The sequence below is a fragment of the Spirosoma sp. 209 genome (genome assembly GCF_002006735.1).
Lineage (GTDB): Bacteria > Bacteroidota > Bacteroidia > Cytophagales > Spirosomataceae > Spirosoma > Spirosoma sordidisoli.
In genome coordinates this window covers 20,546-45,908 of sequence record NZ_MVEC01000016.1, presented here as the reverse complement: position 1 = coordinate 45,908, position 25,363 = coordinate 20,546, and the positions used below count along the sequence as shown (strand labels likewise).

General features: G+C 53.2%; 26 protein-coding genes. 11 read left to right on the top strand and 15 right to left on the bottom strand.

The annotated features are described in order from the left end of the window. Positions 1-93: 93 nt before the first annotated feature. Both B1C80_RS22035 and B1C80_RS22030 read right to left on the bottom strand, forming a co-directional pair. A complete protein-coding gene (locus B1C80_RS22035) occupies positions 94-1,176 on the bottom strand; it encodes a serine hydrolase (protein WP_077923383.1) in 1,083 nt (360 codons plus the stop codon). A 38-nt stretch (positions 1,177-1,214) separates the two neighbouring features. After that, positions 1,215-1,877, bottom strand: coding sequence for an outer membrane beta-barrel protein (locus B1C80_RS22030; protein ID WP_161492806.1), 663 nt, complete (start codon positions 1,875-1,877; stop codon positions 1,215-1,217). Between the two features lie 97 nt (positions 1,878-1,974). Here B1C80_RS22030 and B1C80_RS22025 point away from each other — a divergent pair, with 97 nt between their 5' ends. Continuing rightward, positions 1,975-2,886, top strand: coding sequence for a hypothetical protein (locus B1C80_RS22025; protein WP_077923381.1), 912 nt, complete (start codon positions 1,975-1,977; stop codon positions 2,884-2,886). A gap of 3 nt (positions 2,887-2,889) precedes the next feature. Here the strand turns inward: B1C80_RS22025 and B1C80_RS22020 are convergent, their stop codons facing one another. The 5 genes from B1C80_RS22020 to B1C80_RS22000 all read right to left on the bottom strand — a co-directional run bounded on the left by B1C80_RS22020 (position 2,890) and on the right by B1C80_RS22000 (position 8,004). Then, on the bottom strand, positions 2,890-3,900 hold the full coding sequence (locus B1C80_RS22020) for an MlaD family protein (RefSeq protein ID WP_077923380.1): 1,011 nt from the start codon (positions 3,898-3,900) through the stop codon (positions 2,890-2,892). Positions 3,901-4,018: 118 nt separating this feature from the next. Next, a complete protein-coding gene (locus B1C80_RS22015) occupies positions 4,019-4,765 on the bottom strand; it encodes an ABC transporter ATP-binding protein (RefSeq protein WP_077923379.1) in 747 nt (248 codons plus the stop codon). Between the two features lie 92 nt (positions 4,766-4,857). Beyond that, complete coding sequence (locus tag B1C80_RS22010; RefSeq protein ID WP_077923378.1) at positions 4,858-5,670, bottom strand: ABC transporter permease; 813 nt, start codon at positions 5,668-5,670, stop codon at positions 4,858-4,860. A 501-nt stretch (positions 5,671-6,171) separates the two neighbouring features. Then, a complete protein-coding gene (locus B1C80_RS22005) occupies positions 6,172-6,930 on the bottom strand; it encodes a lytic transglycosylase domain-containing protein (RefSeq protein WP_077923377.1) in 759 nt (252 codons plus the stop codon). A 144-nt stretch (positions 6,931-7,074) separates the two neighbouring features. Then, positions 7,075-8,004 (bottom strand): YEATS-associated helix-containing protein, encoded by a 930-nt coding sequence (locus B1C80_RS22000; RefSeq protein WP_077923376.1) that lies wholly within the window; start codon positions 8,002-8,004, stop codon positions 7,075-7,077. A 155-nt stretch (positions 8,005-8,159) separates the two neighbouring features. On the opposite strand from B1C80_RS22000, the gene B1C80_RS21995 reads away from it, so the two are divergent. The 3 genes from B1C80_RS21995 (at position 8,160) to B1C80_RS21985 (ending at position 11,048) form a co-directional block, all read left to right on the top strand. Then, positions 8,160-9,002, top strand: coding sequence for a S1 RNA-binding domain-containing protein (locus B1C80_RS21995; protein ID WP_077923375.1), 843 nt, complete (start codon positions 8,160-8,162; stop codon positions 9,000-9,002). 366 nt (positions 9,003-9,368) lie between these two features. Continuing rightward, complete coding sequence (locus tag B1C80_RS21990; protein WP_077923374.1) at positions 9,369-10,760, top strand: DUF4932 domain-containing protein; 1,392 nt, start codon at positions 9,369-9,371, stop codon at positions 10,758-10,760. A 108-nt stretch (positions 10,761-10,868) separates the two neighbouring features. After that, positions 10,869-11,048 carry a hypothetical protein gene (locus B1C80_RS21985; RefSeq protein ID WP_077923373.1) on the top strand — a complete coding sequence of 60 codons (180 nt, stop codon included), beginning with the start codon at positions 10,869-10,871 and terminating at the stop codon, positions 11,046-11,048. 111 nt (positions 11,049-11,159) lie between these two features. Here the strand turns inward: B1C80_RS21985 and B1C80_RS21980 are convergent, their stop codons facing one another. Both B1C80_RS21980 and B1C80_RS28465 read right to left on the bottom strand, forming a co-directional pair. Further along, positions 11,160-11,528, bottom strand: coding sequence for a hypothetical protein (locus B1C80_RS21980; RefSeq protein ID WP_077923372.1), 369 nt, complete (start codon positions 11,526-11,528; stop codon positions 11,160-11,162). Between the two features lie 22 nt (positions 11,529-11,550). Next, positions 11,551-11,709, bottom strand: a complete 159-nt coding sequence (locus B1C80_RS28465; RefSeq protein WP_161492805.1) for a hypothetical protein — start codon at positions 11,707-11,709, stop codon at positions 11,551-11,553. A 149-nt stretch (positions 11,710-11,858) separates the two neighbouring features. Here B1C80_RS28465 and B1C80_RS28460 point away from each other — a divergent pair, with 149 nt between their 5' ends. Continuing rightward, positions 11,859-12,002, top strand: a complete 144-nt coding sequence (locus tag B1C80_RS28460) for a hypothetical protein (protein WP_161492804.1) — start codon at positions 11,859-11,861, stop codon at positions 12,000-12,002. Next, the gene (locus tag B1C80_RS21975) at positions 11,999-12,631 is read left to right on the top strand and encodes an HAD-IA family hydrolase (RefSeq protein ID WP_077923371.1); all 633 of its coding nucleotides are present in this window, start codon (positions 11,999-12,001) and stop codon (positions 12,629-12,631) included. Before B1C80_RS28460 ends, B1C80_RS21975 begins: the two co-directional genes overlap by 4 nt. Before the next feature lie 482 nt (positions 12,632-13,113). On the opposite strand, the gene B1C80_RS21965 is transcribed toward B1C80_RS21975, so the two are convergent. After that, complete coding sequence (locus B1C80_RS21965) at positions 13,114-13,473, bottom strand: helix-turn-helix domain-containing protein (protein ID WP_077923369.1); 360 nt, start codon at positions 13,471-13,473, stop codon at positions 13,114-13,116. Between the two features lie 128 nt (positions 13,474-13,601). On the opposite strand from B1C80_RS21965, the gene B1C80_RS21960 reads away from it, so the two are divergent. The 3 genes from B1C80_RS21960 to B1C80_RS21950 all read left to right on the top strand — a co-directional run bounded on the left by B1C80_RS21960 (position 13,602) and on the right by B1C80_RS21950 (position 15,807). Beyond that, positions 13,602-14,390, top strand: coding sequence for an SDR family oxidoreductase (locus B1C80_RS21960; RefSeq protein WP_077923368.1), 789 nt, complete (start codon positions 13,602-13,604; stop codon positions 14,388-14,390). Positions 14,391-14,453: 63 nt separating this feature from the next. Next, positions 14,454-14,777 carry a nuclear transport factor 2 family protein gene (locus B1C80_RS21955; protein ID WP_077923367.1) on the top strand — a complete coding sequence of 108 codons (324 nt, stop codon included), beginning with the start codon at positions 14,454-14,456 and terminating at the stop codon, positions 14,775-14,777. Between the two features lie 247 nt (positions 14,778-15,024). Then, a complete protein-coding gene (locus B1C80_RS21950) occupies positions 15,025-15,807 on the top strand; it encodes a hypothetical protein (RefSeq protein WP_236648886.1) in 783 nt (260 codons plus the stop codon). 67 nt (positions 15,808-15,874) lie between these two features. Here the strand turns inward: B1C80_RS21950 and B1C80_RS21945 are convergent, their stop codons facing one another. Continuing rightward, a complete protein-coding gene (locus B1C80_RS21945) occupies positions 15,875-16,720 on the bottom strand; it encodes a DUF1206 domain-containing protein (protein ID WP_077923365.1) in 846 nt (281 codons plus the stop codon). Between the two features lie 715 nt (positions 16,721-17,435). On the opposite strand from B1C80_RS21945, the gene B1C80_RS21940 reads away from it, so the two are divergent. Further along, the gene (locus B1C80_RS21940; RefSeq protein ID WP_077923364.1) at positions 17,436-17,771 is read left to right on the top strand and encodes a PadR family transcriptional regulator; all 336 of its coding nucleotides are present in this window, start codon (positions 17,436-17,438) and stop codon (positions 17,769-17,771) included. 3 nt (positions 17,772-17,774) lie between these two features. Continuing rightward, entirely contained in the window at positions 17,775-20,450 is a 2,676-nt protein-coding gene (locus tag B1C80_RS21935; RefSeq protein WP_236648885.1) for a permease prefix domain 2-containing transporter, read from the top strand. A gap of 251 nt (positions 20,451-20,701) precedes the next feature. Here B1C80_RS21935 and B1C80_RS21930 read toward each other — a convergent pair whose 3' ends face one another. From B1C80_RS21930 to B1C80_RS21915, 4 genes are all read right to left on the bottom strand, one after another. Then, entirely contained in the window at positions 20,702-21,700 is a 999-nt protein-coding gene (locus tag B1C80_RS21930) for an ABC transporter substrate-binding protein (protein ID WP_077923363.1), read from the bottom strand. Positions 21,701-21,743: 43 nt separating this feature from the next. Further along, positions 21,744-23,063 (bottom strand): sulfatase-like hydrolase/transferase, encoded by a 1,320-nt coding sequence (locus tag B1C80_RS21925; RefSeq protein WP_077923362.1) that lies wholly within the window; start codon positions 23,061-23,063, stop codon positions 21,744-21,746. Positions 23,064-23,580: 517 nt separating this feature from the next. Then, on the bottom strand, positions 23,581-24,093 hold the full coding sequence (locus B1C80_RS21920) for an SgcJ/EcaC family oxidoreductase (RefSeq protein WP_161492803.1): 513 nt from the start codon (positions 24,091-24,093) through the stop codon (positions 23,581-23,583). Positions 24,094-24,146: 53 nt separating this feature from the next. After that, positions 24,147-25,361 carry an amidohydrolase family protein gene (locus B1C80_RS21915; protein ID WP_236648884.1) on the bottom strand — a complete coding sequence of 405 codons (1,215 nt, stop codon included), beginning with the start codon at positions 25,359-25,361 and terminating at the stop codon, positions 24,147-24,149. Between the last annotated feature and the right edge of the window lie 2 nt (positions 25,362-25,363).

Sequence of the window (25,363 nt, the reverse complement as noted above, 5' to 3'; positions counted from 1 at the left end):
GAATGAGAAAGACGAAAACCGAACGCGGCTACCGACGCTGCGCTATCAGGCACCCGGCTGGCAACACGCTCGCCGGGTACTATCGACTGGTCGTTAATCGATACCCAGAAAGGGAGGAGCCGGATGTTCCCCGCCAATGAACTGCTGAACCATGTCGTCGGCAATGTCCAGCCCGTTGAAGCTGTTGGTGAAGTAAACAATACCATCACCCCGTTTGCGGTCGGCAGTAACGTAACATCGAAACGTACCGTTGTCGCCCCAGTGCCAGAAATAGTCGCCGGTGGGGGTACTCTCGATGCCTATCCCCAATCCCCAGAACAAACCCGGCGACAGCGGTTCCGTGCCCGAAAACGTTTTGGGCAGCTGGCGCTGGTGCGAGAGCATCTGATCAACCGTAGCGGGTTTGAGCCCATTTGCGGTTAGAAGCGCCAGCACGAACCGGGCATAATCGTCGGCGGTTGTCTGCAGCGAGTACGCCATGTTGGGCTGCGTAAATCGGCCTTTGTCCTCTGGCTGGGATTCTTTGTCGTGAGGGTAGGCAAAATCAGCCTCGAAAGCGGGTTGCCAGACATAGCTGCTCCGGGTCATCTGCAAGGGCTTGAACACCCGCTCGATCATCAGTTCATTGATCGGCTTCCCCGTAATTTTTTCGACGACTTTCTGCAAATAAACAAAGCCTTCGCCCGAATAGCCGAACCGCTCGCCGGGATTGTATCGCATTGCCAGCTGGTTCGATTGTCGGTTTTTTCGCCAGTTGGGCAGGCCTGAAGCATGACTAAGCACGAGCCGGGCCGTGATTTTTTTGTATCGCTCGTCGGCTGCTACGTCGGCATAGGGCAGGTATTCGTAGAGTGGCTTATCGAGGTCGAGCTTACCCGCTTCGACCAGTTGCAGTACGGCGTAGGCAAAGACCGGCTTGCTCAGCGAAGCCGCGTCGAAAACAGTGGCCGGGGTCACCCGCTGGGTCGAGTCGGCTTTGGTTAAGCCATATCCCTGGCTGTAGACTACCGTATTCTGGCGAATGAGGGCGAGGGACAGGCCCGGAATGCCCGCTTTATCCATCAGCCGGGTAACGAAGCGGTCGGTGGCCGCCGGCGTGGAGAGGGGCTGATTTTGGGCGATAACAGCGGGCTCCCAAACTGACAGACATAGCAGAATAAGGAAAGTTGATTTCATAAGATGGGCTGGAAAGAGGAAGCGTTGACGAAATCGAGCTAAAACGAGTACGTTAGCTGGGTGAGCAGACCCAGGTCACTGGAAGGGTTATGCGTCCGGATGCCACCGAAGCGGCCGAGGTTGTAGGTAATCAGCGGCTGCACGATGAGCGCATACTGCCTGTTGAGCTGATAATGGCCACCGGCTCCGGCCAGCACGTGAAAATAGGGGCCTGGTTCGGTGTCGAGTCGTAGCCGCTGGGTAGGCTCGTCGGTTCGGTTTACGATGATCCGTGCCTGCATGGGCACGTCGATCAGGGTGCCGAAGGTCAGATAGGGCGACAATCGGCGGGTCGACGTACGGGCGTTTAGCAGGAGCGGGAGCCTCAGGCTACGCTGTCTGACCGTAGTGGTGCCATCGTTGGCAAGCCGGCTCTGACGCAGGGTCGATGACCGGAACCACCCACCCGTACTGACCGACCAGCCGGGTGCCCAACTATACTGAATCGACGCGCCCACCATCACCCCCGATGACCAGAACCCTCCGTTCAGATAGACGGGTTCTACCAGCTGACCGTCGCTGTTCGGGTACAGCACCCGCTGTACGAACTGGGTACGGGTAAACACAGGCGCAACCGTGGGGGAGACGGACCAGGAGGCTTGAGCAACGGCAATCAGGGGAAGCAGGAAAGCGAGGACGGAAGCATACAGAAACCGATTCATAACGAAAGGCATTTTTCGGGTCGAGCCGTTAAAGATACACGTGCAACCGTCGGTCGGTGTAACTTCGCCCGAAAAATACCTCTTCGCAGGCGTTCCCATGCTTCTTCTGTTTCTGAGTATTCTGCTTTCGGTGGTGCTGCTGCTGAACTTCCGGCTCTTCCCGCGCTATGACATTAACACCTTCCAGGCCATTGTTTTCAACTATACCGTTTGTTTTCTGACCGGGTACGCCCTGCTTCCGGCGGGCCAGACCTTTTCGGTCGATTTCAGCCAGACCTGGACCTGGCTGGCGCTGGCGCTGGGAGTCGGTTTCATCCTGACATTTCTGCTTTCCGGCGTCAGTACGCAGCGTATGGGTATTACCGCTACCTCACTGGCTAACAACCTGTCGCTGGTCATTCCGGTCTGTTTCAGCCTGTTTGTCTTCGGTACGGGAAGCAAGCAGTTCGACGCGCTGAACTACGTAGGTCTGGTACTGGCCCTGGTAGCGGTCGGGCTGAGTACATACAAAAAGAGCGCTGAACCCGTCGAGGGTCAGCCAACAACCCGGCGGCTGGGAGCCGGGGTACTGTTGCCGGTAGCGGTGTTCCTGTGTTACGGCACCACCAACACCATGATCAACTACATGAACCTGCGCTACATACCCACCACCGATAAAACCGTGCAGGTTACCCTGACTATGGTTCTGGGGGCTATCGTAGCCGGTTATATCATGCTGGTGGTTCGGCTGGTGCAGGGTCGGGAAACGTTTCAGGCCAAAAGCCTGGTTGGGGCGGTTACGCTGGGGGTGCCTAACTTCTTAAGTTTCTACACGCTGCTGCTGGCGCTGTCGGCTTTTGGCGGTAACGGGGCGCTTGTCTATCCGCTTTATAACATCGGCGTCATTCTGGTAGCCGCGCTGGTAGCCGCCCTGTTTTTTCAGGAGCGGCTATCAACGGCTAATAAAATTGGACTGGCTCTGGCCGTGCTGGCTATTGGTCTGATCTCCTGGCAGGAACTGATCAAATAAGCCTCAGGGCTGGGGTGTGGCTGCGGCCGTACTGTCGGCTTTCCGTTTTGCTTCTTCTTTGGCGCGTTTCTTAAAGAAGCCACGCAGCAGGAAGTTATTCTGAGCCGCTTTCAGATCTTCGTTCAGCAGCTGGGAGCCCGTGTTTAAGTTGCGCAGGGTAGTCCGCAGGTTGTTGGCCGTTTCCTGATCGGTCAGTAACACCCCCAGCGGACTGTTAGTATTGTTCAGCTTCTGCGAGGCCTGGTTCAGGTTAGCCACCGTCTGGTCGGCTGAGCCAGCTGCGCTTTCGAGCCGACCGGCCGACCGGCTCAGGCGCCTGAAAATAGTGGTGTCGGTAACCAGCTCGTTGGCCAGCGACCCTTTGGTGTTGAGTTTGTTGGCAAACTGGGTTACGGCCCCCGTTACTTTGACGGCATTGGCCGAAGCCTGGCTCAGGTTGACCATCGTGGAGCGGAACCGGTCGGCCAGCGCCGAGTCGGTCAGAACCGCACCTACGGTACCTTTCCCCCGTTTGATGTTGCCAATCAGTTCCTTAACGTCATTGGTAACTTTCAGCAGGTTCTGGTTGTTTTCCTGCAGGGTCTCCATCAGCTTGTCAGAACTCATGGCGGCCAGCGTCTTCAGCCGGTCTCCTTCTTCAACGGGTTCCGATCGGGTAGAACCGCCTACGATCTGTACTATCTTGTTGCCAATCAGTCCGTCGGTGCTGATGGTGGCGCTGGCGTCTTTCCGGATATACTGCCGCGAGGTCTCCTCAATGTTCATATCGACCTCGACCTGCGAGGTGCCGAAGAAGCTAATGCGCTTCACGGTGCCGATCTTTACCCCCGAGAACCAGACGTTATTCCCGGCTTTCAGGCCTCCAACATCGTCGAAGACCGCGATGATTTTTATGCTGCTGGAAAAGCGTTTCTGCTGGCCGCCCAGAACGAACACCCCGGCAACGAAAATCAGGATACCGAGGGCGACGAAGATTCCGACAATGACAGAACGTTTATTCGATTCAGTTGGCATTGGTGTTATTGGTAGTGGTTGTGGTATACGTTGAGTGTAACTGGGTTCGCTTTCCGGGCGGGACATCCGGCTTGTCTGACAAGGCCACGAACATCAAACACGAATCGACGGCGTCTGTTCAATTCACGAAGTTGTAATTATAAAACTGCTGTACGCGTTCATCGGGGTCGGCAAAGACTTCGTCGAACGTACCGACCCGTTCAAAGGTGCCATCGAGGAGCATGGCCACCCGATCGCCGGTAGTTTTGGCGCAGGTCAGGTCGTGGGTAATGATGATCGACGAAGCGCCGGTACGCTGCCGTACTTCGTTGATCAGGTTGTTGATCTCGATGCTGGTGATGGGGTCGAGACCGGCGGTTGGTTCATCGTATAACATAATTTCGGGCTTCAGCATCAGCGTTCGGGCAATTCCGATCCGTTTGCGCTGACCACCCGACAGTTCAGACGGCATCTGGTTGATGGTCTGCGACAGCCCCACGTCATCGAGCGCTTCTTCGACGGCGCGGTTGATATCGGCCCGGCTCAGGTTGCGAATGTTGCGCACCAGCGGAAATTCCAGGTTTTCGCGGATGCTCATGCTGTCGTAGAGGGCACTGCTCTGAAACGAGAACCCTACTTTCTGGCGGAAGTCGTCCAGTTCGCGGCCCCGTAACAGGGTCACGTCCTGGCCCAGCACGCGCACCTCGCCGGCATCGGGCTTCAGCAGTCCGACAATGATCTTGATCAACACCGACTTACCCGTACCCGACCGGCCCAGCACCACCACGTTTTCGCCCCGGTGTACCTGCAGGTCAACGCCCCGCAACACGTGCAGATCGCCAAACGACTTTTTCAGTCCCTGTATGTCAATTACTAACTCATCCATAAACCCGTAAAAGAGAAATCAGAAACGCCAGAGCAACAGATACGGCAGGGCTTCTGACTGCTCAGACGTTGGCCCATATGCTCGTACGCTTCCTAGCTGCCGCGGATTGCGTTGGCGATCTGGAGCGAGAGAAGCTCTTCAATGAATACTAAAAACATGGCGGTTACCACCGACGAGTTGGCGGCTTTACCCACGCCTTCGGTGCCTTTCGACGAGTGGTAGCCTTTGTAGCAGCCCACCATCCCGATTGTGAATCCAAACGCAATGGATTTGATCAGCGACATGAAAATGTCGAGGTAGGTAATGGCCCCGAAGACCTCCTGAATATATGAGGTGAAGCTGGTCTGCTCGTTCTGGTTTACATTTATATACGCACCAATCAGGGCCACGAAGATCGTATACATCGTCAGCAGCGGAATGGTAAACGAAGTAGCCAGCACCCGCGTAACGACCAGGAATTTGAACGGGTCGGTTCCGGAGACTTCCATGGCGTCGATCTGCTCGGTAACGTTCATGGAGCCGAGCTCGGCTCCGATACTCGATCCTACCTTGCCGGCTGCAATCAGCGCCGTAACCAGTGGACCCAGGGCCCGCACGACCGCAATGGCAATCAGCGACGGTAACCAGGAGGTAGCTCCGAATTCGGTCAGCGACGGTCTCGACTGGTTCGTGAAGACGATACCCGTTATAAAACCGGTCGTAGAGATCAGCAGCAACGACCGGTATCCGACTTCGTAGCACTGCCGGATAATTTCTTTGAATTCGTAGGGGGGAAGGAGGGCTTCGCGGAAAAATCGACCTACAAAAGCCGCCACATCGGCCAGATTAATGAAAAACCGCTCAAACCGCCGGGGAATAGAAGGGCGGGAGGGTGGGGAGTCCGTTGATTTGGTGTCAGCTTGCATTCAAACGCTACGTGTAGTGCCCGCAAATGGCGGGGCGAATGTATGCTAATAACTGATTTAGACCAACAGGGTTTATTTATTAAAGCTATGAGCGGACTACGGTCCGGCATAAACCCGGAATGGGAGGCCTTTCCCGTAACGATGACTATGGGTTGTGTAGGGAATCTGGTTTCGTCATTGTTACCGCCAGTCTCCCAGGAGCTTGTTTTGGGGAGGGTGGTTTCACCCCCCAGCCCCCTAAAGGGGGAGCCGTCCGCGCCGAATGGGCTCCTCCTTTAGGGGACTGGGGGTGAAAAAGGCCGCCTTTCGAGCCGACTAACGTCCGCAACTATCTTCCCCAAACAACCCCTAAATGGGGAGCCCATTCGGCGGAGCTATCTCCCCCTTTAGGGGGCTGGGGGGTAAAAAGGGCGGCCCCTCGAGCCGACTAAAGTCCGCAGATACCTTCCCCAAATAAACTCTAAAGGGGCGGGGGTAAATTGGCCCGGGGCATATCGTGCGTTACGACAAAAAGGACAGGTAATCGTCGGGACGCGACAGAACTTCTTTATATACCAGTACCCGAAACAGGTAATAACGGGTTTCGCGGGGGAGATTCATCCGGTAGTAGTCGCGGTGAGCGTCGCGCCGTAGCTGGTTTTTCAGATAGCCAGGCCCCGCGTTATAGGCGGCCGCTACCAGCGACCAGGATCCCAGCTGATCGTATAATTTACGCAGATATTTGCAGGCAGCTACGGTTGCTTTATGAACGTTGAACCGTTCGTCAACCCCTTTTCCCACTTTCAGGCCCAGCTCGCGGGCCGTGCCCGGCATGAGTTGCCAGTAACCCGCAGCGCCCATCGGCGACACGGCTTTTGCCTTCAGCCCACTCTCGGCCAGCGGCACGTAGCGGAAGTCCTGCGGGATGTCATACTGCTCCAGAATAGGGTCGATGATCGGGAAAAACGCATCGGCTCGTTTCTGGAGGCTGCCCAGATCGCTGGTATTGTTCCGGAAGAGGGTGAAAACGTGTTTCCAGCGGTCAGCAACGGCACTCTGGTCAAGTGGAAGACATTCTCCGCAAAAATTGACGTCGAGCATCGGAAGCTCGTTGCCCGCCGATATCGCCGACGACCCCGCGGGCATTGAGGAGTTAATGAACAGACTGGTACGGGTTGCGTCGGCCTGTAGCAAAACCGGGCTGGTGGCCGTTTGAAATGAGGTGATAGGCGATTGAGTAAACTTGGCTGCTACCGAGACGGCCGGACGAAAAGCAGCCATCAACAGAGAGAATCCTACGCGTTTGATCAAGACTAAACTCAGATGGTTATGAGTCTATAACGCAAGTAGGCTTTATAATCGTCTATTGATAATCAACATTTTGCACGAAGGGTTCTTTATATGACGGAAAACTGACGGCTACAATCAGCGATTTCTGAAGCTTTGAGGAGCGGTTGGAACCTGGTTCGGATCGGCCAGATCGAGCTCCAGATGAATGCCGCCCGGGGCTTCGGCGCCCACCGTAAACGCCCCCCAGGCGTACAGGGCGAGCGTGGCTGCCCGCTGCTGAAACATGACCCGGTGCTCGTCGGGTGTGAAGCTATCGTGCAGGTGGAAAACCACAATCGCGTCGGCGGGGAGCTGAACCGAGTCGGGTGCGGTTACCTGAAGATGTACCGTGAAAAAATCGTTGTCGTTGTCCACCGCTTCGACCGTTGCCGACAGTTGGTAACCCTCCCGAACGGCCAGCCCGCCCCAGCGTCCTTTCTGCGGATCGTCGGGATGAGATGCGGACGTGGGCTGATTCAGGACTTCGAGGGTGCTGGCAGACGCGGCCGACCGACGTGCGGGGGCCAGGGTTCGCGCTTTCTGCACTTCCTTGAGGCCCCGGAGCGTGGCGGTATTTTCCTGTATTTTCTGGTTGGCCTCGGCGGCTGTCTGCCGGGTGGCCTGCACATCCTTTCGGGTCTGGTCGATTTCCTCTTTAGCCTCTTTGACCTCTTCTTTCAACTGGGCGATGACCCGGTCGCTGACCGATGCAATGAAGCGCGACGAGGAGATGGCTGCCAGTAAGCAAAGGCTGATAAAAACCAGGAGATTGATGGCCTTGTCGGCGGCTGACAGCTCTGGCCCGGCGGGGTAAAACAGTTTATCGAGAATTTTGCTCTGGGTAACGAACAAAAAGACGGGCACCAGCGCCGAGGCTCCAATGCCCAGAATAACGCAGCGACCCAGCGAGTTCGGCTGTCCATTGGGCAGGGGGGCGTAGAAAAAATTAACGATGCCGCCAATAATGCCGCCGGTAAGCATCACCAGCAGCACAGTCCAGAGGTCGGGAGTGAAGGGTATAGTCATGGGTGGGGTTGATAGTCAATTGATTTTGTAAATAAAAGAAGATGCCGGCGCCGAACCAATGAGGGAATCGCCCTATTTCAGATGGGTTTCTACCGGTATGTCGTGTATCAGCGCAAAAACGCCGACCTTTGCCCCCGGTACGTGATTTATGCCCCATGCTCAAACTCGGACGATTCAACACATTAACCGCCCTGCGTGAAACCAGCGTTGGCTTTTTCCTGAACGATACGCCCACTGGTGATCCCAAAGACGACATTCTGTTACCCAACAAGTATGTGCCCCGCGATCTGGCCGTGGGCGACACCATCGATGTGTTTGTGTATAACGACTCCCTCGAGCGACCCGTGGCAACTACGCTCGTTCCGGCCGTGCAGCGCGATGAGTTTGCGACCCTGCAGGTAATGGCCGTAACCGATGCGGGGGCGTTTCTGGACTGGGGGCTGGAAAAAGATCTGTTTGTGCCGTTTCGGGAGCAGAGCCGCCCCATGCAGGTCGGGCGGTGGTACGTCGTGTTTGTCTATCTCGATGAAGAAACGAACCGGCTGGTTGCATCGAGCCGGGTCAACCGCTTCCTCGACCCCGACGTGAGCGATCTGTACGTGGGCGAAGAGGTGCAGCTGCTGGCCTACGAAGCCACCGAGCTGGGTATGAACGTTATCATCAATAACCGCTACAAGGGACTGGTTTACCATAACGAGATTTTCCGGACGGTGCGCCCCGGTGACCCACTCATCGGCTACATCAAACATATCCGCGACGACAGCCGGGTCGACGTTAGCCTCCAGCGCCCGGGCTATGAAAACGTAGAGCCGAACGCCCGGCGCATCCTGGCCGAACTCCGGTCGGAGGGTGGTTTCCTGCCGCTAACGGACAGCAGCGCGCCCGAGGAGATCTACCGGCGACTCGAAATGAGCAAAAAAACGTTCAAGAAAGCCATCGGTACACTCTACAAAGACCGGAAAATCACCATCGAGGATGCCGGCATCAGGCTGGTATAGAGCCGGTTGTTGGCTGGTCTTTGCGCAGAAAGGATGAGTCGGTCGTGATAATACGGCAGCTAAAGCGGCACATAACCGATGAAATCGATTCGTGAGATAACCATTGGGCCATGAACATGGCTTAACTGAACGCAAACCATATCGGTTTAGAGTCATCGATTAACCATGCCGTTTTTCGAAAAACGGCATGGTTGCATTGTTTGGAGCCATATTCGGCTTATTAATCCCCCCATTTGTAGTACTTTACACCACTCAGATTAATCACACCACCGCCAGGAAGCTTATAAGTAGACAGCTCCTTTCGTTTTCGTTGAGTTACTAGTCACTATTTCACCCAGCCCTACCTTGAAAGCCAACGATTGCGGTATGAGAACTGCGTTAATGAGCAGCCTGCTCGCTGTTTCCTTATTCAGCTTCGCACAGGTGCCCATTACCCATCGACTTCAGATTCGGGGCGACACCCTTCGCTATACAATCAATGGCTTCAACTTAACTGATGTGTTCCATTTCTCGAAAATGGACTCGGTAAACAACTTCAACTCGCCCCAGAAATACGAAGGAAAACTCATCTCATTTGTGCTTGCTACGGGTGATCAACAAATTACTGTTGACCACAACGAGGGTAAGCTGCTCACCCAGCGAATCGCTTTGACCAACGGCTCCCTCACCAAATACATTCAGATTCGATTTTTTGGCGATATATCCGCTCAGTTTTCCGCTGACTACCAACGGCGGTTTGGCGGTACGGTTAGCTACGAAATTCCGGAAACGTTCGAGTTGGCCAATATCGCTATGGCCTTAACAGAAGCAGGTCAGAAAGACCCCAATATGATCGATCAGACTGGCGGTTATTTCACCCGCCTGAAGGCGTATTTTACTCCCCAGCTCAACCATCCGCTTATTCGGCGACTGAATGAACAGCTAAAGACGGGTGGTTATAATGTCTATCAGGGCGTTCGCCAGAATGCGTATATCATGGTCCTGAATCGGCAAGGAATACCAACTCAGGGAGGTGTTTATAAGGCTATGTGGCCGGCAGCAAACGACATGGCCGAATACCCATACCAGTGGGCTGATTTCGTACAGAAATCCGGTTTCCGAAAATTCTACCAGAACAATCAACCGTTTTATCAGCAGAACATAGCCCGGGTTAAACAACTCTTGCCGGTTAAACAAATGCAGACGTGGCTGGAACGACAATTCCCGGGCATTCATTACAATAGTCAGCGTATTGTTTTCTCGCCCCTGATTGGTGGCGCTCACGCAACCCAGAAATTTGCCGATCGGGGGTATCAGGAGAGCTTGATGTTTATTTGTGATGCGAAAGCGTACAATCAGAGCACCCTTTCTGACGCCGAGATTGCCGGGTTGTACTCCAGCATCGTCTTCACCGAGGTTGATCATAACTTTGTGAACCCCACCAGTGACAAGCATCTGACGGCAATCAACACTGTATTTAATGATCGGCCAAAGTGGACCCGAAAAGGCGATTCGGATCACTACGGCAATGCTTATGAGATCTTTAATGAATACATGACGCATGGCGTACATTTGCTTTACATCAAAGACAACTACCCGCTGAATGTATACGAACTGGTGCGCAAAGAGCGGGTAGACTTGAATGCCAGCCAGCGTGGCTTTTATCGATTTGAGGCTTTCGTGAATGAACTACAGCGGCTTTATGCCTCTAAAGAAGCCACCCAAACGATTGCTGATTTATATGGCCCGCTGTTAGACTGGGCAAAGCGTGTACCGTGAAGGAATTTAATAGTGTTGCCATGAGCCAGTCCTTCTTTGGTGGTAAAATGATGAAAGGATTTGCCATCGTAGCGATAAACACCGGCGCCAGCAGAAGCAAGCCAACGGTTGCCGCGTCTTGACCTGACTCTGCAGGGCACGCATCTGCGCTTCTGTATGTTGCTGGTTGAGTTGCTGACGGGCCAGGTCGGACTGAAGTTGCTGGCGCAGCCGGTGTTCCCGTTCGCGCAGCAGTTCCTGCTCGGCCAGTATCTGTCGGCGGGTTTCGCGTCGCTGGCGGTACGATAGCCCCAGCGATACGCAGGCCATGTCGAGCAACAGCCCTAACTGGCCGATAAACCCTGGATGAATAGGTAGGGGCAGGTTGAACAGTCCAGCTCGTATACCAGCCTGGCCGTGCTAGACAATAACCAGAATACCCAGCAGTTCGCTGATCAACAGGCCCAGCGTTGCGACGACGAAAAAACGGGCCAGCACATCCGTTTTCCGGAGTGTGACATAGACGGTATACGCTATGGTCAGGTAAGTGGCCAGGATAATGAGGACTCGAATCAGGTTGCGCTGCGTATCGTGCCAGTCGGTTTGCCAGGCCGATGAAAACAGGTTGAAATACACTTCCGGTAGTGCTACGATAGCTATACCCCATTGAACCCGCCGGTAGCAGACCAGCAAACCAGGCCGGTCTGCTACCGGCAGAAAGGTGAGGGCTATCTCTAAATAAACCAGCGAAAACAGGTATAGCGGAATGGTTTGTATGAAGGCGAGCACGTGGGGCGGTAAGCGGACATAGTCAACGCCGAACCCGGTCGAACCCGGTCATCCAAAGTAGAATATAAAGCGTGTACTGACCGTAGATGCGCTCCTGATAAACGGCCCACTGAATCAGGTTAGCGATCAGCATAACCAGCACGGCTCCCGTAAAAAGCAGGAACCACTGGTCATAAGTCATTGCGAAAGAAGGTATTGGGTGGAGTAGGTAGAGTCAGCGAAAATAAACAATTAGCGTTTCATCGGCTAGTTTACCGCTTCATAACAGGATCGTTTGAGTGCAGCCGGGCGGGTAGCAACTTTGGGTATGCCTGTAAACAACCCAACCGCATGAAAGCCCGACGGATTCTTCTGGCCACCGTACCCTTTGCTGGACTAGTGGCAGCTCAGTACATCAACCACCTCCTGAAACAGCCCAGCCGCCGGTTAACCGACGTGGACCAGACTAACTTGACAAACCCATCCTTACCATGAACTTCAAGCTGATTATCTTCGATTTTGACGGTACCCTCGCCGATTCATTCCCGTATTTTCTGCGGACCATGAATGCGCTCGCCACCACCTATAATTTTCCGGTTATCCAGCCTCAGGACGTAGATCAGCTGCGGGGACTCGATGCCCGCCAGATGATCAAACGAGCCCGGTTGCCCGCCTGGAAGATTCCGCTTATTGTCAGTTCATTCATCCGACGCATGGGCCAGGATATCGACCAGATTCACTTATTCGACGGTGTGCCTCAGCTGTTGAGCCAGTTGGCCGGTCAGGGGGTTAAGCTGGCGATCGTCAGCTCTAACAGTGAGGAGAACATACGGCGGGTACTTGGCCCGGTAAACGCGTCGCTGATCAGCCATTACGGGTGCGGCTCGTCGCTTTTCAGCAAGCAGCGCAAATTCAAACGCGCCATGGAAAAGATGGGCGCCAGTCGGCAGGAGACGCTTTGTGTTGGCGATGAAGTGCGCGACATAGAAGCCGCTCGGGAAGCCACCGTGGCCTTTGGCGCAGTGACCTGGGGCTATACCCGCCCGGATGCGCTGGCCGCTTACCCCGGAATCAGCCTGTTTCATACGCCGGCCGATATTGCCAGAACCGTGCTTGAGCCGTAGCCGCAGTAGCCATACGATTCCTGTACGCGGTCAATCAGGAACAATCACCGACTTTCCAATCGTTTTGCCAAGACGGGCTTCGCGGTAGGTCTCCCTGACGTTACTGAGCGTATAGGTCTTATCCAGCACAACCTGCAGGTCGGCTTCGGCTAGCTTTGTTAACGTAGTGAGCCCTTCAGAGCTTGTTTGGGGAAGTAATCTGCTGATTTTAGTCGGTTTGAGGGGCGGGGGGGGTGTAAGATTCGGTCTCTGCATAGCTTTTCCTACTTGACCACACTTCCCCAAACAATTCCTCTGAAGGGACTGGGGGGGTACAGGTAGCCATTCCGGCCAGCGAGAATTCATAAAATTCCTTCCCGAAACACCCTCTGAAGCCCACACTGCATGGCTGATCTGTACGAAGCAGATACCAGGCCGTTACAACGATATGCCCGATGGCTTCGGCAAGCGGTAGAACCTGCCTATGGCAGCCATACGGGTGGTTAGGGGTGGATGCTCTTCAGAATGAGCGTCCGTAATCGCTGATCATGCTGGTCGCCCCACTGCCCGATGGCCCCAATAATGGGTATGAGCGATTGGCCCAAATCGGTCAGATAATAATCGACTTTGGGTGGTACAACCGGGTAGATTACTTTCCCCACCAGTTCGTGGCTTTCCAACTCCTTTAGCTGTACGTTCAGCACGCGCCGGGAAGCACCCGGAATTTTTCGCTGTAGCTCGCTGGGGCGCTGAAAGCCTTCGTGGATAAACCACAAAAGCCGCATCTTCCATTTTCCATACAATACTTCGCCAATCAGGTCGAGGCCGCAGTTCAGCTCGGGCAGTGTTTTCCGTTCGTACATATGACAAAGATAATCAGGTGTCCGGGCTAGGTCAATAGGGATAAATTTGTCCCTATCTGATTCGTAAGTCCGTACTTGTCAGCGCCTGTCGTACGCCCGAAATTTGTCCTGAACAAAACAACCGCGTTATGAAGGTTACCATTGACAACGAACTGGCGGGCAAAATTGCCCTGGTTACCGGCGGCAGCAAGGGAACGGGTAAGGCCATCGCCGATCGCCTGTTAGAAGCAGGTGCCACGGTAATCAGTACGGCCCGAAACAAGCCCGAAGACCAGCCGGATGACATCCATTTCATCGCTGCCGATTTGAGCAAACCGGACGGCACTCAACAGGTAATCGATGAAGTACTCAGTACATTCGGCCATTTGGACATCCTGGTTAATAATATGGGTGGCTCCGAAACGCCGGGTGGTGGGTATGCCGTACTGTCCGATGCGGATTGGCTGTCATCGTTACAAACGAATCTGCTGGCACCCGTGCGACTGGACCGCGGGTTTCTGCCCGGTATGGTCAGGCGCGGGCAGGGAGTTATTGTCCACATCGCGTCGATCCAGGCCAAATTGCCCCTGTATGACGCCACGCTGCCGTATGCCGCTGCGAAAGCGGCCCTGGTCAATTATAGCAAAAGCCTGTCTAACGAAGTAGCTCCGAAAGGGGTACGCGTGCTCACCGTATCGCCGGGCTGGATTATGACCACAGCGTCGAGCCGAATGATGGAGCGTATTGCCGAAAGCGCAGACGTCACCGCCGAACAGGCTGCTCAGGGGGTAATGGCTGCTCTGGGCGGCATTCCGATCGGCCGACCCGCCTGGCCGGAAGAGGTGGCTGAACTGGTGGGCTTCCTGGTATCGCCCCGGGCGGCTTACCTGACCGGCACCGACTTTGTCATTGACGGCGGTACCATACCCACCATATAGTCCGGAATGCTCCAAACCGACATTCCTGTTGAATCTGCTTACTCAACCATAAACAGTATAGCAATGAACCTCCCTGACAACATAGCAGGCCTCATCAAGGCTCAGAACGACCTGAACAGCACCGCCTTTGCCGGGTTTTTTACCGCCGAAGCGCGGGTCTCTGACGAAGGATCATCCTACTCGGGCCGGGATGAAATTAAGCAGTGGATACAGCAGGCGTCCGAAAAGTACCAGATGCAGCTAAAACCACTTGACTATACTCAAAACGGCCCCGCGGCCGAGCTGACCGTCGAAGTGAGCGGCACGTTCCCCGGAAGTCCGGCGGTTTTGCAATACCACCTTGAACTGGATGGCCCGCTTATCCGTTCCTTACGAATTTCAGGGTAAAAGGAGCCCGCAAAAATTGACTCCCAATGGCTCAGGGTATTGCAGTTGGCTCACTACATGAGCCAACTGCAATACCCTGAGTTAAACGAATGACGATACAATGATTGGCAAATCGGTTTTGGTATGGGCCGCTTCGGCTTTGGGAATGCTGGTGTGCTCAGGGCTTGCCCTGGCGCAAACAGTAAGCCCCAGGTACGATAATGACCCATCTCAGCGAATAAAAATTGCCCCCGAAAGCGTTTTTACTATGTTTCGCGAGGCTGGCCTGAAGCCCGTTAACCACGAGTTGACACCTGCCCAAAACGAAAAGGTGAGCAGGGCTTTTTCCCGGTTGCCTCCGTTACATCAGCGACTGTTGAGGCAGCATCTGCACAGCATCAGCTTCATGGACAACATGCCCAACACGGCATTGACGTCGCTGCTCGATTCAGGCGACGGGCCGAAACGGTTCAACATTACGTTTCGGGCGGGCTTGCTGAATGAGACCATCTCCGAATGGGCATCGTGGAAAGAAAATACTTGCTTCAACCGGACCGCTGATTCCAGCTATGCTGTGCGGGTCGAAGGGGGGAGCCTGGACGCCATCCTTTACGTAATGCTCCATGAGGCTACGCATGTCGTCGATGCGGTGACGGGCATCACCCCGCCAACTTCGCAGAGACACGCACTCGTTGAACCGACACCATTTACCAAAGAGGTTTGGCGCACGATGAACGCGCCTGTTGAGGAATACGTCGATTCGCTGCTGGAGCAGACCCGTTTCCGGAGTGGTCGGCCGATGGTAATCAGCATGGCTCCGGACGTGTATCGGAAACTTGCGCAAACACCTTTTCCGTCCTTGTATGGTATGGCGGCCTGGTCTGAAGACATTGCCGAGCTGGTGACGATCTATCACCTCACTACCCGCCTGAAGCAGCCGTTTTATGTGGTTGTCACAAAAGACAATGTTGAAGTAGCTCGATTCGAACCCATGAAAAACCCGCTGGTCAAGCCGCGTTTAAAGCAGCTAGCGGCTTTCTATGTACCCTGAGCGGTTGTCTGCTGAAGCTGAAAACTACCTTATTTCGAACAGCCTCTTACAAACTCATCTGCGTTCTTTAGTTACTCGTGTTGATAACTTCGTACCGGGCGCGTACGAACATGAATACGCCGTAGCAAAACAAACCCACCGCTACGGCGCCGAGCAGATACGAACCGTAACTGGATTTTTCCAGGAAGGCAAACGCATGGCTACTGCCGCCGGCTTCGCTGGCATTAGCCGCCATGGCCGCTTTTATGAATAAGTAGCCGATAATTCCCCAGACGACACCCCGCGCGATGTATCCCAGTTTACCGGACCGGATGATCATCTCCTTCAATTCCGTTTTGATGGAAGAGGTCTGAACATTTTTCAGGTATTTACCCGATAGGGCCCGGTAGATCTGGTACAGCCCGACGCCAATGATACTCAGGCCAATCAGGCCGACGAGCCACTGGCCAAACGGTTTCTGCAGTAGTTCCCGAACGAGGGTCTGGCGCGTGTCTCCGCCCTGACTTGCCTGGCTACCCAGTACCATCCGGAACGATCCATAAGCCAGGAATCCATAGACCAACCCGCTGAAGGCATAACCTACCCGACGACCAATGCCTTTGGCGTCGGTTCCTTTGTTCTCGTTATCCAGGAAAGCCTGAGTTAGCCGCCAGAGGGCGTAGCAGACCAGACCGATGGCCACCAGTGCCAGTAGAATCTGTCCAAACGGTTGTTCCAGTATGAATCGAAATATCCCCTGTTTGTTGAGGTTACGTTCCGAACGACCGCCTATTTCGAAGGCCGCCATAAACGCGAGTATACCTACCAGGCAGTAAACAACTCCTTTGGCCGCCAGGCCAAACTTAGCAAAACGCTTAACCCATTGGGGCTGAGTGGAAGGTATGTGGGAAGAGAGGCTGGATAAGGTTGTCATCTATATCGTTCGGTTTACTGGGCGCTCACACAAATTCACTGAAATTGACCAGCCCATGTCTTGAACAACATAATTTGTCCACAAAAAGACGGAGAGGGTTTTTAATTCTATTTAGTGGTAAATGCAATTTGATCGCTGATTTAGACTGGCTATTGACTCGTAATTTGTACCACTGTTCACCAGTTAGCTCATTTAAAAATTAGCTCCCAACAGCGACCTATGATGGGCCAGAACAAGGTAGAGTGAGTCGTCTGTAATCTTGGGTGGAGCATGCTGTCTACAGAGGAAGGCAGATTAGTAGCCGGTGTATTTGGAGAGCTATTGATCACGGTCCATCAATCGGATCAATCGCTATCTCAGGAAAGCCCGCTGTCAGGGGCTTCATAGCCAGGTCTCGACGGCCTACAGCCAGTGCAAAAGTGAGTGAATCGAGCGGGTAGAAGCCGAAGCGGTAGCCCATTATACTAAATCCTACAGGTTCGCCTAAGAAGGGGCTTCGTCTCAAGGGGGAGCTATTTAGAAGAATGTGCTAATGCGCAAATCAGAGTTTCTATAAACGGCCCAGGCATACCTACTACCGGACAGCATTTGTACGGTTTCGGACATGTATAAACTAATTTACAGGATATATTGCTGAAAAATAGGTAGTTATATAATTGGCACTCTATTTGTTCAACAAGTACTAAAGAAATATAACTTTTTTAGTCCACTTGGTATGAGTAGAACCTACCTGGGCGAGTTTGAAGAGTTGGTCTTACTCGCTGTGGCCCTGCTTCAACAACATCCCACAGGAGCCTATGGTGTCACGATTGCCGACGAACTCCAGCAACGAACCCACCGAACCACGTCCGTGACGGGAGTGCATGTGGTTTTGTATCGCCTGGAGGAAAAAGGCCTCGTTGGCTCGGCCTTAGGGGGAGCTACCCTGGTCCGGGGTGGACGGCGCAAACGTTTTTTTACCTTGACGGCGGCTGGGCATCAGGTACTGCGGGAGATGCGTCAACTCCGGATGGGATTTTGGGAGGCTTTACCCACCCCTTTTTTTTCCTAACCGATGGACAAGTCTTTCTCCGACCCGACACCTCAGCACCCGTCGTCCCGGCAGCCGCCCCGCTGGGCCGACCGCCTGCTCAGTTGGTTGACGCCCCCTGATCTGCTGGAAGAGTTGCAGGGGGATCTGCACGAGCAATTTGTCCAGCGAGTTGACCAGGTCGGTTCCCGCCGAGCCCGTTGGTGGTATGGCCTGGAAGCGCTGAAGGTCATTCGACCCTATTACCTACGGCGTCGAGTAGCCAGGCTGGCCAACCGGCAACAGGAGCTCTTCGCGAAGCGACGGGCAACCACCCGTCCTTACTTTACCCCTGAATACCCCTCGCCATCTCTACTTAATCCGGATATGATTCGCAACTATGTTAAAATCGCCTGGCGCAGCCTGTGGAAAAACAAACTTTTTTCATTGGTCAATATACTCAGTTTGTCACTCAGTATGGCCGTTGGTGTTATTCTGTTTACCGGCCTGAAAGCCACGTTTGATACCGACCATTTTCATCCAAAATTAAATCAACTCGTACGCATACTCACCCAGGAAACAACCGAAGGGGTACAAACCAACTGGGCAACCGCTCCCTTGCCCCTGGCGACTCAACTGGACAGCGTCTCCTTTGTTGAGAGAACGGTAAAACTACGCCTGGCCGGAAAATACAATTTGCAAACCGACAAGGGTGATATACCTATTGACATAAAATTTACAGAACCTTCTTTTTTTGATGTTTTTGGCTTTACCCTGTTGTCAGGGAATGCACAAAGTCTTGGCAACAATTCTTCCACACTTTTTTTAACCCAAAAAACAGCAGAGAAATTATTTGGCAGCACCAATGTCTTAGGGCATACAGTTCTAGTTGAAAATTTAGGCTATTATACCGTTGGGGGAATAATCCAGGACCCGCCTTTAGAAACCCATCTGCCCATTGAGGCCATGTTGTCAATTCGTTCTGCTGAGCTGCTTGAAAAAAAAGGAGTAATAAGTAGTGCTTCACACGATTGGGGAGGGTTCAAGAGTTCAGCCATTTATGCTCGTTTACAATCAGACAGTAATGCAGAGCAACTTAATACAACGCTCCAGAACTATACCCAGAAATTGGATAAGAGCCAACTTCAATTTTTGGCCCAACCCCTGGAAAATATTACCCCTGGAAAAATTGATCTTAAAAATAACCCTAATGCAGGTACTAGTTGGGAAGACGTAAAAACGCAGCTATTCATAATTCTATCGTTAACCCTTTTAGCTGCTTTCAATTACATCAGTTTGGCATTGGCGCGTGCTTTCTCCCGGGCGCAGGAAGTAGGTGTTCGCAAAACCATAGGCGCAACAAGAGGACAGGTTATCGGTCAATTTTTAATGGAATCGACCCTTGTTGCCCTATTTGCTTTGTTGTTTACCGTGCCCTGTGTTACTATTTTAGCCAACTATATACCCGACATGGATGATGTTATATTCTCCTGGGATATAGCCCTGATAGTAGGCTTGATCACCTACGCCGTTATCACAGGCTTAGTTGCAGGGGCTTTTCCGGCCTGGCTATTGTCGGCGTTTCAGCCGATACAGGTTTTGCGTAAAATGAAGAATATAAAGCTGTTCCGGGGTGTTGCTGTTTACAAAGGTTTGATCGTCGTTCAATTTTCTGTGACCATCCTGTTTATGATACTGGTTGTCATAGTAGCCGATTATGATCGAAAAAACAACGCAATCATCAACTCAACCGTGTCATCCAATGTACTGACACTGGATTTAAAAGGTGAAAAATATCAGAACCTGCAAAACGAGATAACTAAGTTAAGTCAGGTAGAAACGACGCTGGCCACGAACTGGTACTATGAGCCCCTTAAAATGGGCAAGGATTCTGTAACGATAAACAATAAAACGCTGGCAATAAATTACGTAAGTATTGACCCGCGAACCCTTGAAACAGAAGGTGTCCGCTTACTAGCCGGGCAGAATTTTCCTGAACATATGCCCCAAAGTACGGAGCAATATGTGTTGGTAAATGAAGCTGCCGCAACATTACTGACATCTAAATCGGTGAGCCTGGTGGGGCAAAATCTCTTGCTGGACTCTGCCTCTGTACAAGTCATTGGCATCCTGCCCAATGAGATTATTGGCCAGCAACGCCCGTTACTCTATCGGTACTTACCCAATGAGATAACCACCTTGACTATAAAAATAAAGCCATATACAGAAATAGAAGCGACCAAGGCCATTCAAGCCGTATGGAAAGATTATTTTCCTGAGAAAACAGCCAATCTTTATAATGTGAAAGCGTATCGCTATTCAGGAGAAATCAGTGGAGAAATGGAAATTCTTGGAGGCTCTGCCCTGATTGTCCTGATAATCGCTGCGTTAGGTATTTTAGGCATAGCCAGCTACTCCGTAGAAACGCGCACGAAAGAACTGGGTATACGAAAAATATTAGGCGCAAACAATCTGAAATTGGTGTGGATACTTACCAGGAATTTTGGCATTCTCATGCTTATTGCCGGCCTTATTGGTGTTCCAGCGGGCTTATTTTGTGGTGATTTACTCAGAAAAGAGATGGGCAGTTATCTGAATTTTGGTCTTGTACATGTAAGCATAGCCTTTGGTTTTGTTGCCCTGGTTGGACTACTGACTGTTCTATCCCAAACCATTCGAGCGGGGCAAATTGAACCGGTAAAGGTTTTAAAAGTCGAGTGAAAATGGTAAACCATTCATTAGTCGGTTTTGACGATGGCCAAACAATGAATTCTGTACCGAGACACCATGACGACCGACCCTGCAACGACTGATTAAGAGTTGCGAAAACCAGGGTACATGTCGCTAGCACATGTGCAATTCAATGATTATTTATCCTAGTAACCAGAGCGGGGGATCCATACCCGAAAGCTGACGAGGGTCTGCCGGATATGTTTATATATGGGAAAGCCAGTAATTGTGTAGATGCTTGTTCAACGGTCCATAACCTGGTTTGCCTGTGCCAGTAACTCGTTGGGAAAGCTGATGCCTATCTGGTTAGCGGCCTTTTTATTCAGCGTCAGGTAGTACTTCTCCGGATGCTTGGCCGGGAGCTCGCCGGGCTTAGCGCCTTTCAGTATGTTGTCTACGTAGCGGGCGGCTTCGCGGAACTGCTGCGGTAGGTCAGGTGCCCACGACATGAGCCCGCCAACTTGCACAAAGGCGGTTGCCTGATAGATGGCCGGCAGTCGGTGCTGCGTAGCAAAGTCGACAAGGAGCTGGCGGTTCGCAAGGGACACGGCGCCCTGAAAACTCAACAGGCCGTTCATACCATCGGTCAGTATTTCGCTTAATGCGTTTTGTAAAGCCGGCAATGAAGCTGCCCGGTAGACGCTGACTTGTAGGCCCAGACCGGCCGCTGCTTGCCGGGCGTCGGCTTCCTGGGTTTCGTGGCCACCAACGCCCGGTGTAGTCGACAGCAGGGCAATGCGTTTGGCATCTGGCACCACGGCGTGCAACAGCTGAAGCCGCTTTGCAGTAAGGCCCGGGGGCAGTTCATCCAGGCCTGTATAAAGGCCGCCGGGATGGTCCAGTGTTTTGGCGAAACCGTTGCTGACCAGGCCCGGACAAGTGGTAATCACCATGGGCATCGCTGGATTCGCTTTTCGTATTTCCAGCGCGAAAGGAAGGGAAGCCGCAACGATCAGGGATAAATCCATTTGCGCCAGCTCAGCCGCCATAGCTGCGGCATCGGTCGTGTTGGGTCGGGCCAGCCTCTGCTCAATATGAATGTTTTTACCTTCGGAATACCCCAGTGTCGTCATCTCCTGCCGAAAAACGTCTTCCAGGGCCAAAACCCCCGCTCCACCCAGATACCCAATGCGGGGAACGGCCTGCTGTCTAAAATAGGGGATAACAGGGGCTACGGTCGGCAGCACCGTCAGCCGCGAAAGCTCCTGTAGAAACCGCCGTCTTGTTAGTAGGGTATTCATGCATCAGGACGTCTTATAGTTCAGGGAGTACCTGACCCTGGTTTTAGTCTGCTACCAGCAGCGTCTTTTCCCAGTCCGCGTATTTTCGTTTCAGCCGGGCAAAAATGGCCTGATGCCTTTCTTTCAGATCGTTTTTTTCGGGTTGGTCATTCGCCAGGTCAAACAGGTACTCTCCCTGCTGATCCTGTAGATATTTCCAGTGGCCATCTTTAATCGCCTGCTGTTTGTTGCCATGAAATTGCTTCCAGTAAAAGGTTCGGTCGACGGTTTTCTGGACACCTCTGCAAACTGGCATCAAATCGATCCCATCCAACGGGAAAGCTGCCGGGGCTTTGGCGCCCCCTGCCGATAAAATGGTCGCTGTCCAGTCCATCGTAATGGCAGCCTGTTGGGTAACAGTACCCGCTTTAATCTGGCCTGGCCATCGAACGAATGCCGGTACCCTGATACCTCCTTCCCACAAGGTCATCTTCCCTTCAGATAGCCCGCCGTTATCCGAGAATCGTTCGCCCCCGTTATCGTTGGTGAAGATGATAAGGGTTTGCTCCGACAAGTGGGCCGCATCGAGGCTCTTCATCAGCTCACCAATTCCTTCATCAAGACGTTTAACCATGGTTGCATACGTTGAGCGGGAGCCATTTTTTGTAAAGTCAATGGTATCGGCATAAGCCTTGTCGGAAGGTCCTTGCCAGGGCCAATGGGGGGCATTGAACATAATGGCCAGAAAGAAAGGCTTGTCATGGGGTTTCCTGATAAAGGCAGCTGCTTTCTGTGTAAATAGATTGGTGAGGTACCCCTCGGGATAAACAGGGGTATCATTTTCATACAGATCATGGGCCCGCTGTCCAGGGGGGCCACTCTTGTGAGCTGTATAATCGGCCGCGCCAGCGAGTATGCCAAAAAAGTAGTCAAACCCATTTTTTGTCGGGTTATGTTCAGGCCGAAAACCCAGGTGCCATTTGCCGATCAAAGCGGTTTCGTAATTAGCCGCTTTCAATAACGAGGCTACCGAAGGATAGGCCTGGGTTAATCCAACGGCACTATCCTTTTTGCTTTTAGTCAGGGGTTCTTTCAGCCCAACCGGCGTTCGGGCCGGATACCGGCCCGTCATAAAAGCGGTGCGGGTTGGCGTGCAGACCGGAGCCGCCGAATAGGCATTGACAAACTTTATCCCCTGAGAAGCTAGTTTGTCCAGATTAGGCGTTGGGTAGTCTTTGTTTCCATAACAACTCAAATCGCCATAGCCCATATCATCCGACATGATGTAAATAATATGGGGCCGCTGAGCATACGTATTACCAGAAGCTGTAACCAGCAGTAATACGACAACCTTTCTGAAATACGCATGAGCCAAACGAAACATACCGCATTGGTTAACATGTGATCGATACTAAGCGGACTACCACGGGTTATACTAACCCCTAGGTCAGTTATACAGACCTTTACGAACCGGGCCTTGCCTTATTGGTAATCTCCATAGCTGGCCGGATCCGAAACCGAAGAAGTACGGAACGACCATGCCTGTCTTCACCATAAACTGTCCCCTTGTAGTTGGCATGCTACACGTTGAATGGCTGCAATCGAATCCGCGAGTAACCTGGAGCGATCGGTTCACGCGGTCAGGTCGAATGGGCCGCCAGGCAGTAGTACAAGAGCTTGTCCATGACCTTCCATCAATGGCTGTTTCGGTCTGGATTGAGCCATACGTAGAGCAAAGGAAGAGTATGCATCGATGGCTACTGACCCTTTTATCTGCACGTCTTAACGAAGAAAAGAATAATACCTTTACGCATATACACTTACTGTGTAAGCGGTACTAGTTTGTAAGTCAGCTAAATACCTGATCTGCCGGTACGCTGCGTAGGGGGCTATTTCGTTCCCTACCTGAGTGCCGGAACGGGCGTGTCTGGCTTTAGGTCGACATTGTGGTAGACGACAATTTTCCAGTTGCCTGTTTGCTTTTGGAAAACCTGAAGCAGCCGGGTATGCAGGCGTCCCTTATCGTCGACGTGAATAGCTTTTGGCCCACCGCCTTTCGGAAATCCGGCAACCTGAGTGAGTGTTTCAACAACGGCGACATCGGGACCGAGAAACCGGAACGAGACTACCTGCTGCTGTAAAACCGTATTGGCAAACATGCCTTTGAAGATCTCCACATGCCTGTCTAAAAACTGCTGGTGCCCGGTGAAAAACATACCCCGAATATTGGTAAACGTTCCGGTTTCGGCGAACCGTTTAGAGTAGGTAACCGCATCTCCGCTGTTCCAGGACGTGACTTCTTCCTGAAGAATAGTTTGGATAGCCAACGAATCGGCATTTTGTTGGGCTTGCATCGGCGTCGCAAAAAGCAGAACCAGACTTGTCAGGGTACTGATGAGGATTAGAGATTTCATCGTTGTGCGATTCATATAGCTTATGGTTTAATGTTTACATAAATGCCGTTCGCTTAGGCGCTAATCCGGAAGATGCGCTCGGCGTTTCTATGCGCTACTTTGGCCCGTTCATCATCCGTGAGCGTTGCCGATTCGATAAAGGAAACGGCTGGCGTTGTGGGTTGGTAGGGGTAATCAATGGCCCACATAACCGAGTCGAGGCCGAGCTTGTCGATGCTGAACCGAAGCGCCAGCGGGTCTTCAACACCACTGGTGGTGATCGAGAAGTTACGTTTGAAGTATTCGCTCGGTTTGAGCTGGTTTCCCCGACCGGCCCGGGCGCCGGGTGCGCCCATGAAGTCGAGCCGCCACAGCCAGAACGGTAGTGCTTCGCCCATATGGCCCAGAACAATCTGCAGGCGGGGAAAGCGATCCAGAACCCCACTCAGCATTAACCGAAGAGCGTGCGTACCGGCTTCAATACCATAGCCCCAGATAGCCCCTTCGATGCGGTAGTCACGGAAAGGGGCAGCCATGCCATCTGACGGAGCGCGGGGATGAATGTAAAGTGGGGCGCCCAGGGCTTCGGCGGCTTCCAGGATAGGCCAGAACCGTTGTTCATCCAGGTAGCCGTTGCCGGTATGGGAGTTGACCAGAAACCCGTTCAGCCTGAGAGCATGAATCGACCGTTCCATTTCCCGGGCAGCCTCGGACGGGTTCTGGGGCGCAAAGCAGGCCAGCCCTGCGAAACGAGTCGGATGACGGCGAATGGCCTCGGCCAGCCGGTCGTTGGCCAGCCGGGCCAGGCCCACCGCCTGATCGGGCTCAAACATCTGCACACCCGGTAGTCCCAGCGAGAGCAGGTGCATGTCGACCCCGTTCGCGTCCATATCGGCCAGGCGACCGGCATCTAGGTCCAGCAGCTTGGGCAGCATCAGCCGTGAACTGGCGTCCCGGTTCGACACCGGAGGGGGCGCCTGCGTCTGATCTTTGGAGGCCATCAGGTCGGGGGTGCCGTAAATTGCGCTGAGGAGTTTCAGATCCAGGTTCGAGCCACCCCGTTTGGCCAGGTCGCGCACGGCCGTAGCTATTTCGGGAATCATGAACGCTTCTTCGGTAGCAATCTTTCGTACCCGCTTTTCGACAACCGGGACCGCTCTTCGTTGGGCACCAGAGGGACGATCCCCGGCCGGTTCGGGCCACCCGCCAGCGGTAGCAAGCGCCGACAGCTGAGCCAGTACGGTCCGGCGATTGACCGGCGCACTCCCTTCGTTTGGTTTGGTAGACATAG

Bases quoted from the DNA above. Each gene is read 5' to 3' on its own strand.
- B1C80_RS22035 (WP_077923383.1), bottom strand. From the start codon at position 1,176: ATGAAATCAACTTTCCTTATTCTGCTATGTCTGTCAGTTTGGGAGCCC.
- B1C80_RS22030 (WP_161492806.1), bottom strand. From the start codon at position 1,877: ATGAATCGGTTTCTGTATGCTTCCGTCCTCGCTTTCCTGCTTCCCCTG.
- B1C80_RS22025 (WP_077923381.1), top strand. From the start codon at position 1,975: ATGCTTCTTCTGTTTCTGAGTATTCTGCTTTCGGTGGTGCTGCTGCTG.
- B1C80_RS22020 (WP_077923380.1), bottom strand. From the start codon at position 3,900: ATGCCAACTGAATCGAATAAACGTTCTGTCATTGTCGGAATCTTCGTC.
- B1C80_RS22015 (WP_077923379.1), bottom strand. From the start codon at position 4,765: ATGGATGAGTTAGTAATTGACATACAGGGACTGAAAAAGTCGTTTGGC.
- B1C80_RS22010 (WP_077923378.1), bottom strand. From the start codon at position 5,670: ATGCAAGCTGACACCAAATCAACGGACTCCCCACCCTCCCGCCCTTCT.
- B1C80_RS22005 (WP_077923377.1), bottom strand. From the start codon at position 6,930: ATGGCTGCTTTTCGTCCGGCCGTCTCGGTAGCAGCCAAGTTTACTCAA.
- B1C80_RS22000 (WP_077923376.1), bottom strand. From the start codon at position 8,004: ATGACTATACCCTTCACTCCCGACCTCTGGACTGTGCTGCTGGTGATG.
- B1C80_RS21995 (WP_077923375.1), top strand. From the start codon at position 8,160: ATGCTCAAACTCGGACGATTCAACACATTAACCGCCCTGCGTGAAACC.
- B1C80_RS21990 (WP_077923374.1), top strand. From the start codon at position 9,369: ATGAGAACTGCGTTAATGAGCAGCCTGCTCGCTGTTTCCTTATTCAGC.
- B1C80_RS28465 (WP_161492805.1), bottom strand. From the start codon at position 11,709: ATGACTTATGACCAGTGGTTCCTGCTTTTTACGGGAGCCGTGCTGGTT.
- B1C80_RS28460 (WP_161492804.1), top strand. From the start codon at position 11,859: ATGAAAGCCCGACGGATTCTTCTGGCCACCGTACCCTTTGCTGGACTA.
- B1C80_RS21975 (WP_077923371.1), top strand. From the start codon at position 11,999: ATGAACTTCAAGCTGATTATCTTCGATTTTGACGGTACCCTCGCCGAT.
- B1C80_RS21965 (WP_077923369.1), bottom strand. From the start codon at position 13,473: ATGTACGAACGGAAAACACTGCCCGAGCTGAACTGCGGCCTCGACCTG.
- B1C80_RS21960 (WP_077923368.1), top strand. From the start codon at position 13,602: ATGAAGGTTACCATTGACAACGAACTGGCGGGCAAAATTGCCCTGGTT.
- B1C80_RS21955 (WP_077923367.1), top strand. From the start codon at position 14,454: ATGAACCTCCCTGACAACATAGCAGGCCTCATCAAGGCTCAGAACGAC.
- B1C80_RS21950 (WP_236648886.1), top strand. From the start codon at position 15,025: ATGTTTCGCGAGGCTGGCCTGAAGCCCGTTAACCACGAGTTGACACCT.
- B1C80_RS21945 (WP_077923365.1), bottom strand. From the start codon at position 16,720: ATGACAACCTTATCCAGCCTCTCTTCCCACATACCTTCCACTCAGCCC.
- B1C80_RS21940 (WP_077923364.1), top strand. From the start codon at position 17,436: ATGAGTAGAACCTACCTGGGCGAGTTTGAAGAGTTGGTCTTACTCGCT.
- B1C80_RS21935 (WP_236648885.1), top strand. From the start codon at position 17,775: ATGGACAAGTCTTTCTCCGACCCGACACCTCAGCACCCGTCGTCCCGG.
- B1C80_RS21930 (WP_077923363.1), bottom strand. From the start codon at position 21,700: ATGAATACCCTACTAACAAGACGGCGGTTTCTACAGGAGCTTTCGCGG.
- B1C80_RS21925 (WP_077923362.1), bottom strand. From the start codon at position 23,063: ATGTTTCGTTTGGCTCATGCGTATTTCAGAAAGGTTGTCGTATTACTG.
- B1C80_RS21920 (WP_161492803.1), bottom strand. From the start codon at position 24,093: ATGAAATCTCTAATCCTCATCAGTACCCTGACAAGTCTGGTTCTGCTT.
- B1C80_RS21915 (WP_236648884.1), bottom strand. From the start codon at position 25,361: ATGTCTACCAAACCAAACGAAGGGAGTGCGCCGGTCAATCGCCGGACC.